The sequence below is a fragment of the Fuerstiella sp. genome, assembly GCA_022447225.1.
In the GTDB taxonomy this organism is placed as follows: Bacteria; Planctomycetota; Planctomycetia; order Planctomycetales; family Planctomycetaceae; genus S139-18.
This window is the reverse complement of sequence record JAKVAZ010000004.1, coordinates 22,790-37,992: the sequence shown is the minus strand read 5'-3', so window position 1 is coordinate 37,992 and position 15,203 is coordinate 22,790. Positions and strand designations below refer to the sequence as shown.

The following is a 15,203-nucleotide window of genomic DNA, read 5'->3' as shown; positions in this document are numbered from 1 at the left end:
TTCGTTTGAGTTTGCCCGAAAGATCGATTCCAGATCACCGACGCACGACATGTTTTCCTTACTGCTCCTTTTTTCGCTGCTGGCCTTAATACTGATTCAAGTCAGCGTTCTGCGCCAGTGGTCTGAACGTAACCGCGAAAGTGGAGAGTGCGTTTGGACCTGTATTGACTGGCGGTCCGCTATGTCATTCCAGCCGGCGACTTCGAACGCGGACTGTTCGTATGCAGCCGTGTACCAGGCCGGGGTACCACCGGGGTTACACAAAGTGACGTTGGCTGATCTGTTTGGATTTTTTGAAAATTCGGCGATTCGCCTGCGTGTTTAGCTTTTAATCAGGGTCGATTCACCGATTTGACTAACGGCGTTTGGGGCCGTTCCATAAGTGAATTCGAGTCTGAAGTCAGGTCGTCAGGAACCGTCACAAATTGGGACGTTTCCATGGACCCTTCTGTTGTCGGAGCTGCTGTTGCCGCCGGGCTGGCTGGCATCGCACTTGGATTCTTTTTCGACCGTTTGCGCAAGGGTAGCGCATATCAGGGTCGTGATGAAATTCTTGAGCAGGCGAGAAGAGATGCTGAAAACAATCGTCGTAACGAAGAAATTGTCCTGAAAGAGGAGATGCTCAAACGCCGCGAAGAGCAGGAGCAAAAACTGGAGCAACTTCGGGACAAAATTCGCGACCGGGAACGCGGTGTCGACAAACGTGAGTCTCAGCTCAGGGAACTCCAAAATGGCATCACCAAAAAGGAGCAAATGCTTCAGGCAACCCAGTTGAAACTGACAGAACGCAGTAAAGCTACCGACGCTCGACAAAAGGAGCTTGACCGGCTGCTGAACGAAGAACGGGAACAGCTCTACAAGATCAGCGGTCTCACCAAAGAACAGGCATCCGAGCAGCTGCTTCGACGAATTGAACGCGATCTGGCCGACGAAGTCGGTGCGTTGATCATGAAGCACGAAGATGAAGTCAAAGGTGAGTGTGAAAAACAGGCGCGTGAAATCATTGGAATGGCCGTTCAGCGTTATGCATCAACGCATGTTTCTGAGACGACCGTCTCAAGTGTGGACATTCCCAGTGATGAAATGAAGGGCCGGATCATCGGACGCGAGGGCCGAAATATTCGCGCGTTTGAAAAAGCGACCGGTGTCGATGTGATTGTTGATGACACACCGGGTGTTGTTATCGTCTCGGCGTTTGACAATGTCCGCCGCGAAGTTGGCAAGCTGTCACTCACACGGTTGATTCAGGATGGTCGTATTCATCCCTCTCGAATTGAAGAAGTCGTCCAGGAAACTCAGAAGGAAATGCAGGAACATATCCGAAGAATGGGATTGGAAGCCTGTGAGGAAGCCGGCGTGCGCGGACTGCATAAGAAGCTGGTTGACCTGATGGGCCGACTGCAGTTTCGAACCAGTTACAGCCAGAATGTCAGGCAGCATTCGATTGAGGTTGCTCATCTGACAGGAATGATGGCAGAACAACTGGGACTGGATGGAACACTCGCTCGGCGCTGCGGATTTCTACACGATTTGGGAAAGGCGGCCGACCACGAAATGGAAGGCGGGCATCCTGCAGTCGGGGCGGAATTACTCAGACGTTACGGCGAAGGTGAAGAAGTCGTGCATGCGGCGGCGGGCCACCATGATGATATCCGTCCGGAATACATCTATACGGTTCTTGTTGCAGCGGCCGACGCGATTTCCGCAGCCCGTCCCGGTGCTCGTCGGGAAACCCTTGAGAAGTATGTTCGACGTCTCGAAGAGCTGGAAACGCTGGCCTGTGGATTTCCGGGAGTCGATCATGCTTTTGCTGTACAGGCCGGACGCGAAGTCCGCATTCTGGTGGATTCGTCCTACGTGAATGATCGGCAGGCCAAAAAACTGAGTCGTGACGTCGCAGGGGCCATCGAACAGACTTTAACCTATCCGGGTGAAGTGAAAGTCACTGTATTGCGCGAAACGCGTGCCGTTGAATATGCAAAGTAACCTCAGACAACTGAAATGTTCGCATCTGTTACGGGGGCTGGTGCTGTCGTTTAACGCTCCGTGAGGTACGATGGTTCTGTTTTCGTGCCGACTTCCTCATTGCCCCCAATGTCCTTTGTTTCGATATTCACATTGATCGTCAAGCCGTTTGAATGTCCGTGGACACATCCGAATCGATTCAGCCCGATGCCTGCCGTGAATTGCTGGGCTATTTGAATTTCTCCGATGGCACCCCCAGTCCTTCATTCCAAACAGCCCTCAATGGTCTGTTCAGCGAAGTCAGTGCCCCGTTGCGTCCGGAGGATCTCAGGGATCGGCTGCTTTCAGCTCTGACCCGACTGCAGGCCGGCGACACGCCCGGCTTTAACGATACGATGCAGGCCACCAACGCGATTTCAGTGGCACTCGGTGAAGTGATCCCCGCGTATCGCCGGCATCACTCGGATCTTCTGATTCATCTGAGCGATGCTGATTTCTTTTCTCCGTTTTTCATTGGACGTGTTTTTGAAGCGACTCTGCGCGCCGGCAGTCTGCATGGCTGGAATGAGAATACGGATTTGTCTACCGCTGCGCTCGAATTTCTTAATCAGTTTGTTGGCTATCGTCCGGTCGCTGTGCTGGAAAACGATCGTAAAGCCGAAGTCTACGGCGGGGAACGGTTTTGTTCGATTCCGTTGTACCTGCGTGGTGTCGGAGTTGCTTTCGGTCCATGGAAACGGCTACTCGAATCGACACTCGATTTTCTCAGAGAGCTTCCGGAAGACCTGACCGCACCGGCTCACTTCAGTCTGGATCGCATGGAGGAATTGTCTCTGGATGTGCGGGCACACGATCATCTGCATCCGGTAAACAAACGTACGAACTATATGTTTGGCGAATGGGACCCGGATTTCATCAGTATCAAGGGATTCTATTGTCGCTTCGTGATCCGCAGGATCATTCTGGATTCTCTTCTCGACTGGCTGCACACCGACAACGGGACATCTTCAGAAGAACGTCTCTTTGATTCCTCAGCCGTTCTTGCGGGCACCATTCTGATGGCGTCGTCGATCAGTGGTTCGGGGCCACAGACATTCGATTCCGGAGTCTCACTGACCTCTTTACTGCCTAAGGTTGCCCGGCAGCGTGATGCATTTTACCAGACGCTTCTGGATGCTGCACAGGGTGAACGTGGCAAACGTCTCCAACGACAGACAGAAGAATCCCGACAGCCGTTCGGTCACGTTCGGCATGAACTCAACATGAACCTGTCTCGCTATGGAGCACAACAGGTGCAGCATCGGCATCTTTCATGGTTGTATGCTTCCATGGGATTTGAAGCTGCCAGCCGTGAAGAAGCGGGAGTTATCCCCTGTACCTCCGCCCGGTTTGAATCCGAAATCTGCTCAAGGCTCATGCTGATCCATCGTCTGGTTCGCAGCGATCAGCTCGCAGATGCCGTGGAACAGCTTCAGACCTGCCACAAGCTTTTACAGTCCGGTATTCGGTGCGGAGGCTTCGTTGACCCCTGGAACATCCTTGGGTTTCAGGGAATGTTTCCCCTGTTCACGGCACGTGAAGATGCCATTCCTGACAATCGTATAGAAATCCTGATGGATCTGATGGAACAAATCTTTGATTCCTGTTCCTTTGTGATGGCCGAAGCTGCCGCGGCGGGGCAGAACGATTATCACCACATCGTCTATCAGGATTTTCAAAAACTGGCAGACCAGTGGGATCAATACGCCACTACCACTGTAACAGACTTGCCTGAAATTCGTGGCCGTGAATCTGTCGCTGCTGCGGAGCACGTTGCCGCGGCGCTGGCGGAATGGCGGACGGCAGGCGAAGCTGCTGCTGATATGTCGTTCTGGAAGAATCACGTCGGTCGTTTTGCATCCGCCCGAAGTTTTTCCCAGGTCGTTTCCGCGTTGCTTGATCGTGACGATCTGGTTGCAGCAACCGGCCTGCTGATCCAGTGGCTGAGCCAGGCGGAAGTGTTTGGACTTGAATCGGGCCGACATTCGATTCACACGCAGTTTCTGCGGCTTATGAATCTGATGATGCAAAGAAATGATCTTTCCGATCAATGGCAGTTGCTGCGTCGTCTGTTCTCTTTCCTGGAAGCCAATGCGGGCGAATACTGGCAGGTTCCATCGCTTGGTGAATTTGCTGATCGTCACCGAAGTGTTAATTCTGCCGATGATCCGCAAACAGATTTCGACCATCTGTTTGATGACGATCAGTCGGAAGACGAGGCCTGGCGGGAATCGGCCTTCGAGGGCATTGTGTATCGAGACAGTACGGACGACGGCAACGAATCGGATACGATGGATGAAGGGTTATCACCCGGAACAACAGAGTTTGAGATTCTGTATCGGCAGATCGAACCGCGGCTGAAATTCCTGCATACACTCGGATCATTATTCAGCAATGCCGCAATTGGGCTGGCACGACGCACCCCACAGGATCTGTCATCTGATGAAATCCAGATGCATCTGCACGAATGGGATTCTGCGATACGTCATTTCCTCGAGCATCTTTCGGTTCTGTTGAGAGAAATCAGTGACTTTGAAATTCAGACATTGTCGGCCGATCTGGAAGCCAATATCGATTTTGACGTCCAGATGCAGTCGCGTTTTCTGTTGATGCAGAATGTGATTTCGACCACAGTCCAGTTCCTGCTGGCGGAACGTCTTCTTGGAGCTCTGCTGCCTGAGTCGCGTGAAAACAATACGGAGGGAGATTCACAGTTCAGCGATTGTCTGATTCGACTTCTAAGATCTGTGCTGACTGACAACAGTTCGGCGGTCAGGCAGGTCTTCCCGGAATTCCTCAAACAGTTGAGACGACGTCCGCTGCTGTATGTACCGTTCGAAAACGGTGGCAATCCTCGAGATATTCTTCGAGCACGTACTTTGCAGGCCGTTATCCGACTGCTTTTGGGGCAGCTTCCACGCTTAGGTCTGCTGCGGCAGACTTATCAGCTGCTGCAGACGGCCTGCCGAATGGAGCGGAGCCGAAGGCCGCCGGGGCAGGCAGTCACTGAGTTTGATCGATTGTTTCGGATGGGGCTGACCTGTTCGGTCGAGTCAATGATGCACGCCGCACAACGCTGGAAACTGGAAACGACCACACAACGCAAGAAAGCTTACCGCCGCATTCAGCGACTGATGGATTCCTACGGGATGCTGTGGGCTCAGCATAGCAGTTCAATGCGACTGTCCATCGTGGAAGAACTGCACGACGAAGAACGTTGCCTGGAGGTACGTGAGTTCATCGAGGCATACGGAGATGAGCTTTTCCACACGAGAATGCTCACCCTGGGCAACGCCCGGGCTATCGTGGTGCACGGTGCAGAATCACTGCTGAATGAGCTTGAGGACAATGTTGCTCCCTACCGAAAAATTCGTATTATCGAGGATTTGCAGGAGGGACGGATCGAACGCGAACATGCCGTCGACATCATGGAATTTGTATATGAGTCGGTGGTGGACAATTTTGATCTGTTTCTGGAATACAACACGACAACAACCCAGTCCGACTATGGCAATCGTTTGTACTGCCTGCTGGACTTCCTGCGGGTCAAATCCCTTTACGATCGTTTTGAATGGAATCACTTACCCTATCATTTTGTTCACGAAGTTATTGTGCGGACTGGCGTGGCGGATATGGGTACGAGGATTGAGCAAGAGCTCGCTGATGAAACACGTGAATCAGCAGAGTCACTGGTAAATGAACTGCATGATCTGGAAGTTACTTACGGAGTGCGTCTGCCAACGATGCACGATTTGATTGGTGACCGTCTGATCGGTCCACTTCAGGTCAATCGAATGACGGCTCGCGTCGCTCTGTGCAATCCTGAACTTCCGAATGTGTCTGAACAGGAAGCCGAAAGGAATTTCGAGCTTCTGAGAGATGAAATCGATGATTACATGGAAGGCCGGCAGGGGTCCGGAATTGAAACACCGGAATGGATGAACAGTCTTGGTCGGGAACAGGTAAGGATTCGGGACCAGCTCGATGGCATTGAACCGTCAGTTCTTGATGCTGCGGAATTTAAACATATGACACAAAGAGACCTGGACCGTCAGCTGGCAGAGATGCTTGACGACGAGGTTTAGTCGATTGACCGGCTGCCGGAAAGCTGTCGGTGTCTTCGGTTGTTCTGTACTGTTTGGTTCGCAGAACAGACAGCTGACCAATACCAGTACGCGAAGACATCCGGCACCGGGTTTGGTATGAATCGTGTCAAAAAACGTCTGACACCCCGGAAATATTTCGAGAACATGATTCGTTCGATGCGCACATGCCGTATGGTCTGCGTGTCCAACTGCTGCCGGAATTACAGACATAAGTTCGGCGATTGCTGAGGGTCGTTCACCGACTGTCGCCGCTCTGCCCGATACAGAACAAGTGCAGATCAGTCCGCAAAAAAATCTGTCCGTTGGAGATGGCGGGTGTGGAATCACTTGGTTCGTCAAGTTTATTGCTGGCAACCAGTTCCATCTCTGCCGGATTGGGCACAAAGACGCTTGTTGTGCCGTTGCGACCCGTGACATACATTCTTCCGTCGGCGTATACGATCGATCCCCAGTTGGCTCCGGGCAGTCGAGCTCTCCAGACCAGATTGCCTGTTTGCAGTTCCAGACACTGCGCGGTTCCCACATCTGCGTTGGCAACATAGATGTGGTCTTCAATGATCACACCCGAACCAAGACGGTCAGGCTGGCCGCTGTCGACGCCCCAAAGACGATTGGTGTCAGTTACATTTCCCGAACCGCCGAGTCGAAAAGCGAATGCCGGTCCACGTGCACCCGTCATGGCGACGCCAATTCCATCAGCAATCAGGGGTGATGTGTAGACAAGATCCGTGGATGGATTGGGAAGTCCGTCGCAGGTCCAGATGATGTCTCCTGAATGCGGATCGTAAGCGACAACCCGGGTGGGCATGGTGCAGATGATCTGTTCCCGCCCGTCGACCTCGACAATCATCGGCGTGCTGAATGAGCCGACGATTTTCGGCTTTCGTGTACTGAAGCCTCCTGGTTCTTTCGTCTGCCACAGTATTTCACCGGTGTGCAGGTCAACTGCTGTCATAAACGTTCGTTCACCTGGTCCGAAATTCAGGATAACTTTGGCATCGTGAATGACGGGAGAAGAGGCATAGCCATACACATGGCTGAATTCTCCCAGGTCTGTGTGCCAAAGTTCATGGCCGTTGAAGTCATAGCAGTACAAACCGAGTGTTCCGTGCCAAACCACAACATGTCGACCATCAGCAACCGGTGTTGACGCCCCATACGGATTCTGTGCGTGCGTGGGGGTGATTTTGGCGTATCGGACCGTTCGGTTCCAAAGTTCTGTACCGTCTCTGCGATCAAAACAGTGCAGCCCGCGATTTTTACCCTGGTCTGTTGCACAGGTGACAAATACCCGGCCGTTGGAAACGATGGGACTACTATTGCCTGGACCTGGCAGCGGGGACTGCCAGGCGATGTTCTCTTCCGGTCCCCAGGTGACGGGAATGTTTTTCTCGTGCGAGATTCCGGAACCGTCGGGGCCTCGAAACTGCTGCCAGTCAGCAGCGTGAGCTATTGTAAGTGTGACCGTCAGGAAGCCGGTGATCAGCGTACACAGTTGGGGCATAGGTTCAGTTCATTTCTATAACGGTCGTTCAATGACATGGTTTACCGTGCAGTGGATTCCTGTTTCTCATTGTGTTGGACCACAATCGCCGCCTGCTCGTTTGCAGGTACAAATTCATACGAGCTGAAGTCCATTGTGAATGAGCCCTGACCACGCGTCAGACTTGAAATGGAGTGGGCATAGGTCATTACGCCGCGCAAGCGGTACTTTTGCGTGGATGATCGTCAGGCCACCGGGAATTTTGTCGAATCCTTCTACCTGGCCCCGCCGGGGATTCAGGTCGCTGGTGACATCACCAATCCCGTCGTTCGGAACTGTTATCTCCATTGATACAAATGGTTCCAGAATCGCAGGTTCTGCCTGTTTGAACAAATCGCAGAAGCAGGCCACACCTGCTGTTTTGAATGCTGTTTCGTTGCTGTCTACCGTGTGATCTTTGCCATAGAACAGTTCAACAATCACATTCTGCACCTGGTATCCGGCAAGTACTCCCCGGCTCATCTGCTCGCGGACGCCCTTCTCAACAGCAGGGATGAACTGATTGGACACAGATCCACTGCTGATACTGTCAACAAAACAGAAATTCAGTTCCGGGTCAAAATGAAATTCCCGCAGGTTTGGAAACTTTTCTTTGGTGAAGTACTCATCCGGAGACCCTGGTTTGTCTGTTTCTCCGGCCTTGAACAGAATGAGATCAGCCAGCGATGTTTTTCCGGAATTTCCGTTTCCTACAAGGACAACGTTTCGCAACTCCGAAACCGGATAGTTTGGCATTTCAGACTCCTGTAATAGAGTTTCCTACTTTGACAATATCCGGAGAACCTCGCCCGATCAAATGACTTTGGGGAGTGCGTCTCTCGTTGATCCACTGAATCACAGCCAGCTTAATCATCGGAAAATGAAATTTCGATTGTTCGGAACCCGCAGATAACAGGTCTCGCTATTTTTGTATTTTTGATCGTTGAGTGTTGCTGGTGCACGGGGAGACACGTCTGTCAGGATTTGCAGGTCAGTCCGCCGTCAACTACCAGTTGGGCACCCGTGATATATTTAGCCTCGTCTGATGCCAGAAACAGTGCAGCATGAGCGACGTCCCAGGCATCTCCCATCCGTTTCATGGGAACCTGATTGTTCCGCATTTCGAGCATGCGGCCGATGTCGCCGTCCGCGTAAGCATTCTTCAGAGGTTCAATGATCATTGGTGTATTCATCAGACCGGGAAGAATTGTGTTGGCCCGAACATTCCTGTCAGCATACTGCAGGGCAACACTTTGGGTCAGTTGCAGGACGGCTGCTTTGGTGGCGCTGTAAGAGACGTAGGGCACGCCCAGATAACGAATACCCACGATCGACGAAATATTGACGATGACACCACCATGTTGTTCCATGTGAGGCAGCGTGTATTTACACGTTAAAAACATGCTTTTAAGGTTGACGGCCACAACACGATCCCAGCTTTCTTCGCTCGATTCGACGGGGCCGCCTACATCCAGAATACCGACATTGTTGTGCAGGATATCGATACCGCCGTAAGTCTCGATGCAGCAGTTGACCATCGATTCGACCTGATCTGACCGGGTGACATCAACCTGTCTCACGGCGCAGTCGCCGCCTTCACTTCTGATGATCTGCTGAGTTTCAGCGAGGGCTTCGCCATTGATGTCGATGGCAAATACTTTGGCGCCTTCACGAGCAAACAGCACGGCGGTCGCCTTTCCATTGCCCCAGCCAGGTCCCGACGAGCCGGCTCCCGTGACAATCGCTACTTTGTTAGCTAATCGCTCACTCATGTCTTGTGGTTCCGGAATGGTTTCGGATATTCCTCGAAAAGTACTTTGAACATATTCGATTGGCAAACAGTTGCCAGCCCGTGGGGAGTGAACCAGTATGTTGTTCGAAGAATTGAGAGACCGACTGTTGAAGTTGAGTACCGCCTGTGTCTGTGACGCGAACAAGGCGCAAAGAGCCCGTGATTCCAACATCAGTGAGTATCGTATTGTCGATTCAGCCATTCGTCCCGTTCAGACAGGACGGATGCTTGTAGGAAGGGCTCATACTGTTTCCTGCCACAATGATTTTCTGACAGTGATCAAGGCACTGCGTGACGCCGTACCAGGGGAAGTACTGGTGATCGATTCCAGGAACAGTGACTGCGCTGTTACCGGAGGTTTATTTCCAACCGAAGCGAGCCGGAAGGGACTGGCGGGGATCGTTGTTGACGGCCCGTGCCGTGATACGACAACCATCCGCTCGCTCAGTCTGCCGTACTATGCGCGAACCGTGGTGCCGATTGCCGGGACGACGTCTCAGATGTTCGAGACACAGATTCCTGTTGACTGCGGCGGTGTCGTCGTTCACCCCGGTGACATTCTTCTGGGGGATGATGACGGGATCGTCATTGCAACGCTTGCTGAATTTGCAGAAATATTACCCCTGGCTGAACAGATTCACCGAAAGGAAGTTCAGTTACTGAGGAATATGGCCGAGGGCAGGAGTTTGCTGGATATGCTCAATTTCGAGGAGCATTGCGCAGCCCTCGATGCAGGGATTAAGAGCACGCTGGGGTTCACCGTCTGATTCAGCGGTATCGTACAACGATGCAGGGGCTGATTTTGTTGGTCCTGCCCGGAGCGCCGACAACGGATGAGATCGTCATATCTGTCAGAGCGTCACAACAATGTCGGTACTTCCGACAGAAGGATGTTCTGGCAGCGACCGCAGAATGGACGACCTCACGTACTGCTTCCATGCCATCTTCTTGCTTCTTCCGCAGAAATTCACGGCAACTGTCTGGACTGCGCCATGATGACAGAAATCCGGAGAGAACAGGCGTTTGCTGAAACGGCGGTCAGTGATGCCTGAGTATTCCTGTTATGAGTTTTGGGAAAACCGTCCTAACTGATCGGAGCGAGCCATTTTGTTGCCCTGTGGACCGGCCGAACCCAATGGCCGCCCCTGTCTGGCTCCGTTCGTTGGTACGGGTGAGGGCCACCAGGCCGTTTAACAATCAAAGGAGGAAGAATGCCCACCACCCTGGATGTTTGATTTTCACGCTACATTTTTGATGTTCTCCATTTCATCAGGACTGATTCGTCCTGAGGTGTGTTGTCGATGTGGTCCGGACTCTGCCATTGAGGCCTGTCGGCGGGGTACACGAGGAACGGCATGCCTGCAATGGCGGGGTTCAGGTCGCAGAATTGCATCACGGGGCAACTTCCGAAGCGGGGAATTCATCCGCGGATACGGCGTCTCGTTCGATACCACCGTATCGAACGGTGGAATGTGGAAAACAGGTTAACCTTCAGTCAGAACGGGGATTGAAGTTGCCTCCGAAAGCGTCGAACGATACAAGGCTCTCATTCCGGATTTTGATACTGGTGAAAATCCATGGGAATTGCCGGTTTTGGCACGATGCATTGGATGGGACGTCTTGTCACAATGTTACGGTGGGATTCCACCGATTGGCCTTCCAGCGGGATCGTCGATGGCTACTTCGGCAGGGGTCGGTCGAAGAGGTCTCTGACTTCCTGGCCCGGCACTTCCCTCACCTCTGAAAGTAATAGATATCTGGAACGGTTCAGACCCCACTTCCAGCCCCGAAGGTTCTCCCATGTCGGCCGTTGATACTCCGTCCGCTCCCGAAGGTCGCCAGCACGAACAAGTCGATACGGTTGTCGTCCGCTTTTGCGGCGATAGTGGCGACGGTATGCAGTTGACCGGAACTCAGTTCACGAATGCTTCAGCAGCGTTTGGTAATGATGTGAGCACTCTGCCGGACTTTCCGGCTGAGATCCGTGCTCCCGCCGGAACATTATTCGGCGTTTCCGGATTCCAGCTGTGTTTTTCCAGCCAGGATATTTATACACCGGGCGATGAAGTTGACACACTGGTGGCGATGAATCCTGCTGCCTTCAAAACTAATATTCAGGACCTGAAAGTCGGTGGAACGCTGATTGTCAATGAGGACGCATTTGAACCAAGCAACCTCAAGAAGGCAAAGTACGAATCCAATCCGCTGGAAGATGCGGAATCGTTGTCAAAATATCGTTTGTTCAAAGTGCCAATGACGCGTCTCACTCGTGACGCCGTCGGCGATGCATTGAAATCCACCAAAGATAAAGATCGCTGCAAGAACTTTTTTGCGCTGGGACTGGTCTACTGGCTGTACGATCGTGACAAGAAGCCGACGCTTGAATTTCTGGATAAGAAGTTCGCGCATAAGCCTGAGCTTATCGAGGCCAACACACTTGCACTGGATGGCGGCTATAATTACGGGTTCAGCACAGAAGCATTTACTGTCCATTACAAAGTTGCCCCGGCTCAGCTGGAACCTGGCAAATACCGTAAAATTATGGGCAACGAAGCCACTGCCTGGGGATTGGCGGCCTCCGCCAAACTGGCTGGTCGAGAACTGGTCTATTGCGGTTATCCGATCACACCGGCAAGTGACGTCCTGCATTACCTGGCTGGTCTCAAGCACTTCGGAGTAAAAACGTTTCAGGCTGAGGACGAAATCGCCGCTATGTGCAGCCTTGTCGGTGCCTCTTATGCAGGTGCCCTGACGGTCACGGCTTCCAGTGGTCCCGGCATTTGTCTAAAAGGTGAAGCCATGGGACTGGGCATGATTGCCGAGCTTCCGATGGTGATTTTGAATGTTCAACGCGGGGGGCCGAGCACGGGGCTGCCGACAAAGACCGAACAGTCGGACCTTTTGCTCTCGATGTATGGTCGTAACGGCGAATCACCGCTTCCCGTAGTCGCCGCGGCGACTCCAGGTGATTGTTTTCATATGGCTATGGAAGCAATGCGAATTGCTGTCGAGTTCATGACACCGGTGATTTTCCTCTCAGATGGTTATGTTGCAAACGGATCTGAACCTTGGAAGATTCCAGAGATAGACAATCTCCGCAGTCTTGACGTCAAGTATCTTTCCGAGCCCAATAAGGATGGCGAGTTCATGCCTTATCTGCGGGATGACCGTCTTGTCCGGCCATGGGCAATACCAGGGACACCGGGACTTGAGCACCGGATTGGCGGACTCGAAAAGGCGGATGTGACTGGTAACGTGGAGTATGATCCGGCCAACCATCACCACATGACGCTTACTCGTCAGCAAAAGGTAGATAACATTGCTGAGAGTATTCCGGAACAGGATGTTCACGGGGTCCAGACGGGAGATCTACTGGTGTTGAGCTGGGGGGGGACTTTTGGCTCGGTTCGAGCTGCCGTCAATCAGTGCATTAATGCCGGCAGGAGTGTCGGGCATGCTCATGTAAGTTATGTCCACCCATTCCCCAAAAATCTGGGTGAGATTTTGGGCAACTTCAAACAGGTGCTGGTTCCTGAACTCAACATGGGGCAGCTGAAATTTTTAATTCGGGGGAAATTTCTCTGTGATGCTCAGGGATTGAACAAGATTCAGGGAAAGCCGTTTAAGATCAGCGAAGTCGTCGAGAAAATCAATTCCATGCTTCAGTAGTGTTCCTCTGAAACTGGTCTGCAAAGCCCGGAATTCACTCAATCGAAAGTTCAAATTGATGTCTACTGCTCTGCCAGTTTTGACTCCTAAGGATTTTGCCAGTGATCAGGAGGTTCGGTGGTGTCCGCGATGCGGCGACTATTCGATTCTGGCGCAGATGAAACGCGTGCTTCCAACCCTTGGTATTCCCAAGGAGAACTTCTGTTTTGTATCCGGCATTGGCTGCTCCAGCCGTTTTCCATATTACGTTGATACATACGGATTTCACAGCATTCATGGAAGAGCTCCAGCTGTGGCAACCGGCGTGAAGCTTGCCAATCCTGAGTTGAGCGTTTGGGTTATCACGGGTGACGGTGATGCCCTTTCGATTGGCGGGAACCATCTTATGCATGCGATTCGTCGCAATGTAGATCTTAATATTATCCTGTTCAATAACCGAATCTACGGGCTGACCAAAGGTCAGTATTCTCCGACGAGTGAAGTCGGAAAGAAAACTAAAAGTACCCCACTTGGATCAATCGATAACCCGCTGAATCCACTTGCAGTTGCACTGGGTTCTGAAGCGACCTTTGTAGCGCGTGCGGTGGATATGGACACGAAACATTTGATCGAAATTCTGACTCGAGCCGCCCATCACAAGGGCACGTCTTTTGTGGAAGTTTATCAAGACTGTAACGTTTTTAACTCGATGGCGTTCGACTACGCCGCAAACAAGCGTGGTAACCCGGAAAAAGGCCTTAAGCCAAAATCAGAAAATGTTGTTTACCTCGAGCAAGGCAAGCCACTGATCTTTGGGGAAAAGAATGATAAGGGTATTCGTCTAATCGAAGGTCGTCCTGAGGTTGTGGAATTAGGAAACGGCATAACAGAAGATGATCTTTTGTTCCACGACGAGCATGCAGAAAATGCCGGCATCGCATTCACACTCGCCCAGATGCATTATCCGGAATTTCCCGAACCACTTGGTGTTCTCCGAGATGTTGATTTGCCGCGATACGACGAAGGTGTTGAAGCACAGATGGCCCATGCTATTGATGTTAAGGGTGAAGGAAATCTTGAAGATTTGTTTAACAGTGGTGACACCTGGGTTGTGGAAGAATAGAAACAGAAGACGTCTGACAAACTTCAGTGTCGTGTCACATGCTGTCGTAACGCCGTTCGATCCAGTGACCGCTTAACATGCGAATCACCACGTGGAATGTCAACGGGATACGAGCAGCCATTCGAAAAGGCTTAGACGACCACGTCGCCGAAATCGCCCCGGATGTGCTGTTGCTCCAGGAAGTGCGAGCAGTCCGGGAACAACTGCCGCCAGGCTGGGAAGGACTGGATGATTGGCACGTCATCTGGAATCCAGCTGAGAAAAAAGGCTATTCAGGAACGGCAATCCTCTCACGACAACCCTTGCAGTTGAATTCACTGGATGTCGATAAAGCCGGAGACAACGAAGGTCGCCTGATTGAAGCAACGGTCAACGGTCTGGGAATTGCCAGTGTCTATCTGCCGTCCGGTTCGTCAGGTGAACACCGGCAACGAGTCAAAGATCGCTGGATGAAGCGATTTCGCCGATGGGCGACGTCTCGACGAGATGACAGGCCGTTTCTGTTCGGTGGTGACCTCAACATAGCGCACACAGCCCGGGACATTTATTATGCTAAGTCGAACGAGAACACCTCCGGGTATTTACCTCATGAACGAGCTTGGTTCAGTCGGCTACTTAAGTCCGGCTGGCATGACACAACCCGGGAGTATTTCGGTGACGTGCATGGTCCGTACTCCTGGTGGTCCAACCGTGGCCGGGCCCGAGAGCTGGACCGAGGCTGGCGAATTGACTATCTAATGGTGAATTCTGTTCTGAAACCGTTCGTTCAGAAGGTGATTGTGCACCGTGAAGGTGGGCTGGAAGTCAGCGATCATGCACCGGTATCTGTCGATCTGAAGTGGCCGATCCGGGGTGGCGATGTCAGCCGGAAGCAGACGTAATTTTAACGGAGCAGAGATTCAGGACTGACTCGTTGAGAACGAAAGTCGCAAAGTCGAGCATCCTCGTAATATAAACCGGAATTTCTCACGTGTCGCGTGGCGAGTTGAAGCTTGGTCTGGAATACTT

The 15,203-nt window shown here is 52.1% G+C and carries 9 protein-coding genes and 1 pseudogene; 7 read left to right on the top strand and 3 right to left on the bottom strand.

Annotation, left to right across the window (positions count from 1 at the left end):
• The first annotated feature begins 438 nt into the window (after positions 1-438).
• Both rny and MK110_03925 read left to right on the top strand, forming a co-directional pair.
• Positions 439-1,986 (top strand): ribonuclease Y, encoded by a 1,548-nt coding sequence (gene rny / locus MK110_03930; protein MCH2210425.1) that lies wholly within the window; start codon positions 439-441, stop codon positions 1,984-1,986.
• A 158-nt stretch (positions 1,987-2,144) separates the two neighbouring features.
• A complete protein-coding gene (locus tag MK110_03925) occupies positions 2,145-6,089 on the top strand; it encodes a hypothetical protein (protein MCH2210424.1) in 3,945 nt (1,314 codons plus the stop codon).
• Between the two features lie 256 nt (positions 6,090-6,345).
• Here MK110_03925 and MK110_03920 read toward each other — a convergent pair whose 3' ends face one another.
• The 3 genes and pseudogenes from MK110_03920 to MK110_03910 all read right to left on the bottom strand — a co-directional run bounded on the left by MK110_03920 (position 6,346) and on the right by MK110_03910 (position 9,404).
• Positions 6,346-7,614: a PQQ-binding-like beta-propeller repeat protein gene (locus MK110_03920; protein ID MCH2210423.1), complete on the bottom strand. Its 1,269-nt coding sequence runs from the start codon at positions 7,612-7,614 to the stop codon at positions 6,346-6,348.
• Positions 7,615-7,655: 41 nt separating this feature from the next.
• Positions 7,656-8,388: pseudogene (locus MK110_03915) on the bottom strand (hypothetical protein).
• Between the two features lie 221 nt (positions 8,389-8,609).
• A complete protein-coding gene (locus MK110_03910) occupies positions 8,610-9,404 on the bottom strand; it encodes an SDR family oxidoreductase (GenBank protein ID MCH2210422.1) in 795 nt (264 codons plus the stop codon).
• 97 nt (positions 9,405-9,501) lie between these two features.
• Between MK110_03910 and MK110_03905 the strand changes: the two genes are divergently transcribed.
• From MK110_03905 to MK110_03885, 5 genes are all read left to right on the top strand, one after another.
• On the top strand, positions 9,502-10,191 hold the full coding sequence (locus MK110_03905; GenBank protein MCH2210421.1) for a hypothetical protein: 690 nt from the start codon (positions 9,502-9,504) through the stop codon (positions 10,189-10,191).
• Between the two features lie 66 nt (positions 10,192-10,257).
• Entirely contained in the window at positions 10,258-10,476 is a 219-nt protein-coding gene (locus tag MK110_03900; GenBank protein MCH2210420.1) for a hypothetical protein, read from the top strand.
• A gap of 748 nt (positions 10,477-11,224) precedes the next feature.
• Positions 11,225-13,093 carry a 2-oxoacid:acceptor oxidoreductase subunit alpha gene (locus MK110_03895; GenBank protein ID MCH2210419.1) on the top strand — a complete coding sequence of 623 codons (1,869 nt, stop codon included), beginning with the start codon at positions 11,225-11,227 and terminating at the stop codon, positions 13,091-13,093.
• A gap of 58 nt (positions 13,094-13,151) precedes the next feature.
• Positions 13,152-14,195: a 2-oxoacid:ferredoxin oxidoreductase subunit beta gene (locus MK110_03890; GenBank protein MCH2210418.1), complete on the top strand. Its 1,044-nt coding sequence runs from the start codon at positions 13,152-13,154 to the stop codon at positions 14,193-14,195.
• 77 nt (positions 14,196-14,272) lie between these two features.
• On the top strand, positions 14,273-15,076 hold the full coding sequence (locus tag MK110_03885) for an exodeoxyribonuclease III (GenBank protein MCH2210417.1): 804 nt from the start codon (positions 14,273-14,275) through the stop codon (positions 15,074-15,076).
• The last annotated feature ends 127 nt before the right edge of the window (positions 15,077-15,203 follow it).

Bases quoted from the DNA above. Each gene is read 5' to 3' on its own strand.
- rny (MCH2210425.1), top strand. From the start codon at position 439: ATGGACCCTTCTGTTGTCGGAGCTGCTGTTGCCGCCGGGCTGGCTGGC.
- MK110_03920 (MCH2210423.1), bottom strand. From the start codon at position 7,614: ATGCCCCAACTGTGTACGCTGATCACCGGCTTCCTGACGGTCACACTT.
- MK110_03910 (MCH2210422.1), bottom strand. From the start codon at position 9,404: ATGAGTGAGCGATTAGCTAACAAAGTAGCGATTGTCACGGGAGCCGGC.
- MK110_03905 (MCH2210421.1), top strand. From the start codon at position 9,502: ATGTTGTTCGAAGAATTGAGAGACCGACTGTTGAAGTTGAGTACCGCC.
- MK110_03900 (MCH2210420.1), top strand. From the start codon at position 10,258: ATGAGATCGTCATATCTGTCAGAGCGTCACAACAATGTCGGTACTTCC.
- MK110_03895 (MCH2210419.1), top strand. From the start codon at position 11,225: ATGTCGGCCGTTGATACTCCGTCCGCTCCCGAAGGTCGCCAGCACGAA.
- MK110_03890 (MCH2210418.1), top strand. From the start codon at position 13,152: ATGTCTACTGCTCTGCCAGTTTTGACTCCTAAGGATTTTGCCAGTGAT.
- MK110_03885 (MCH2210417.1), top strand. From the start codon at position 14,273: ATGCGAATCACCACGTGGAATGTCAACGGGATACGAGCAGCCATTCGA.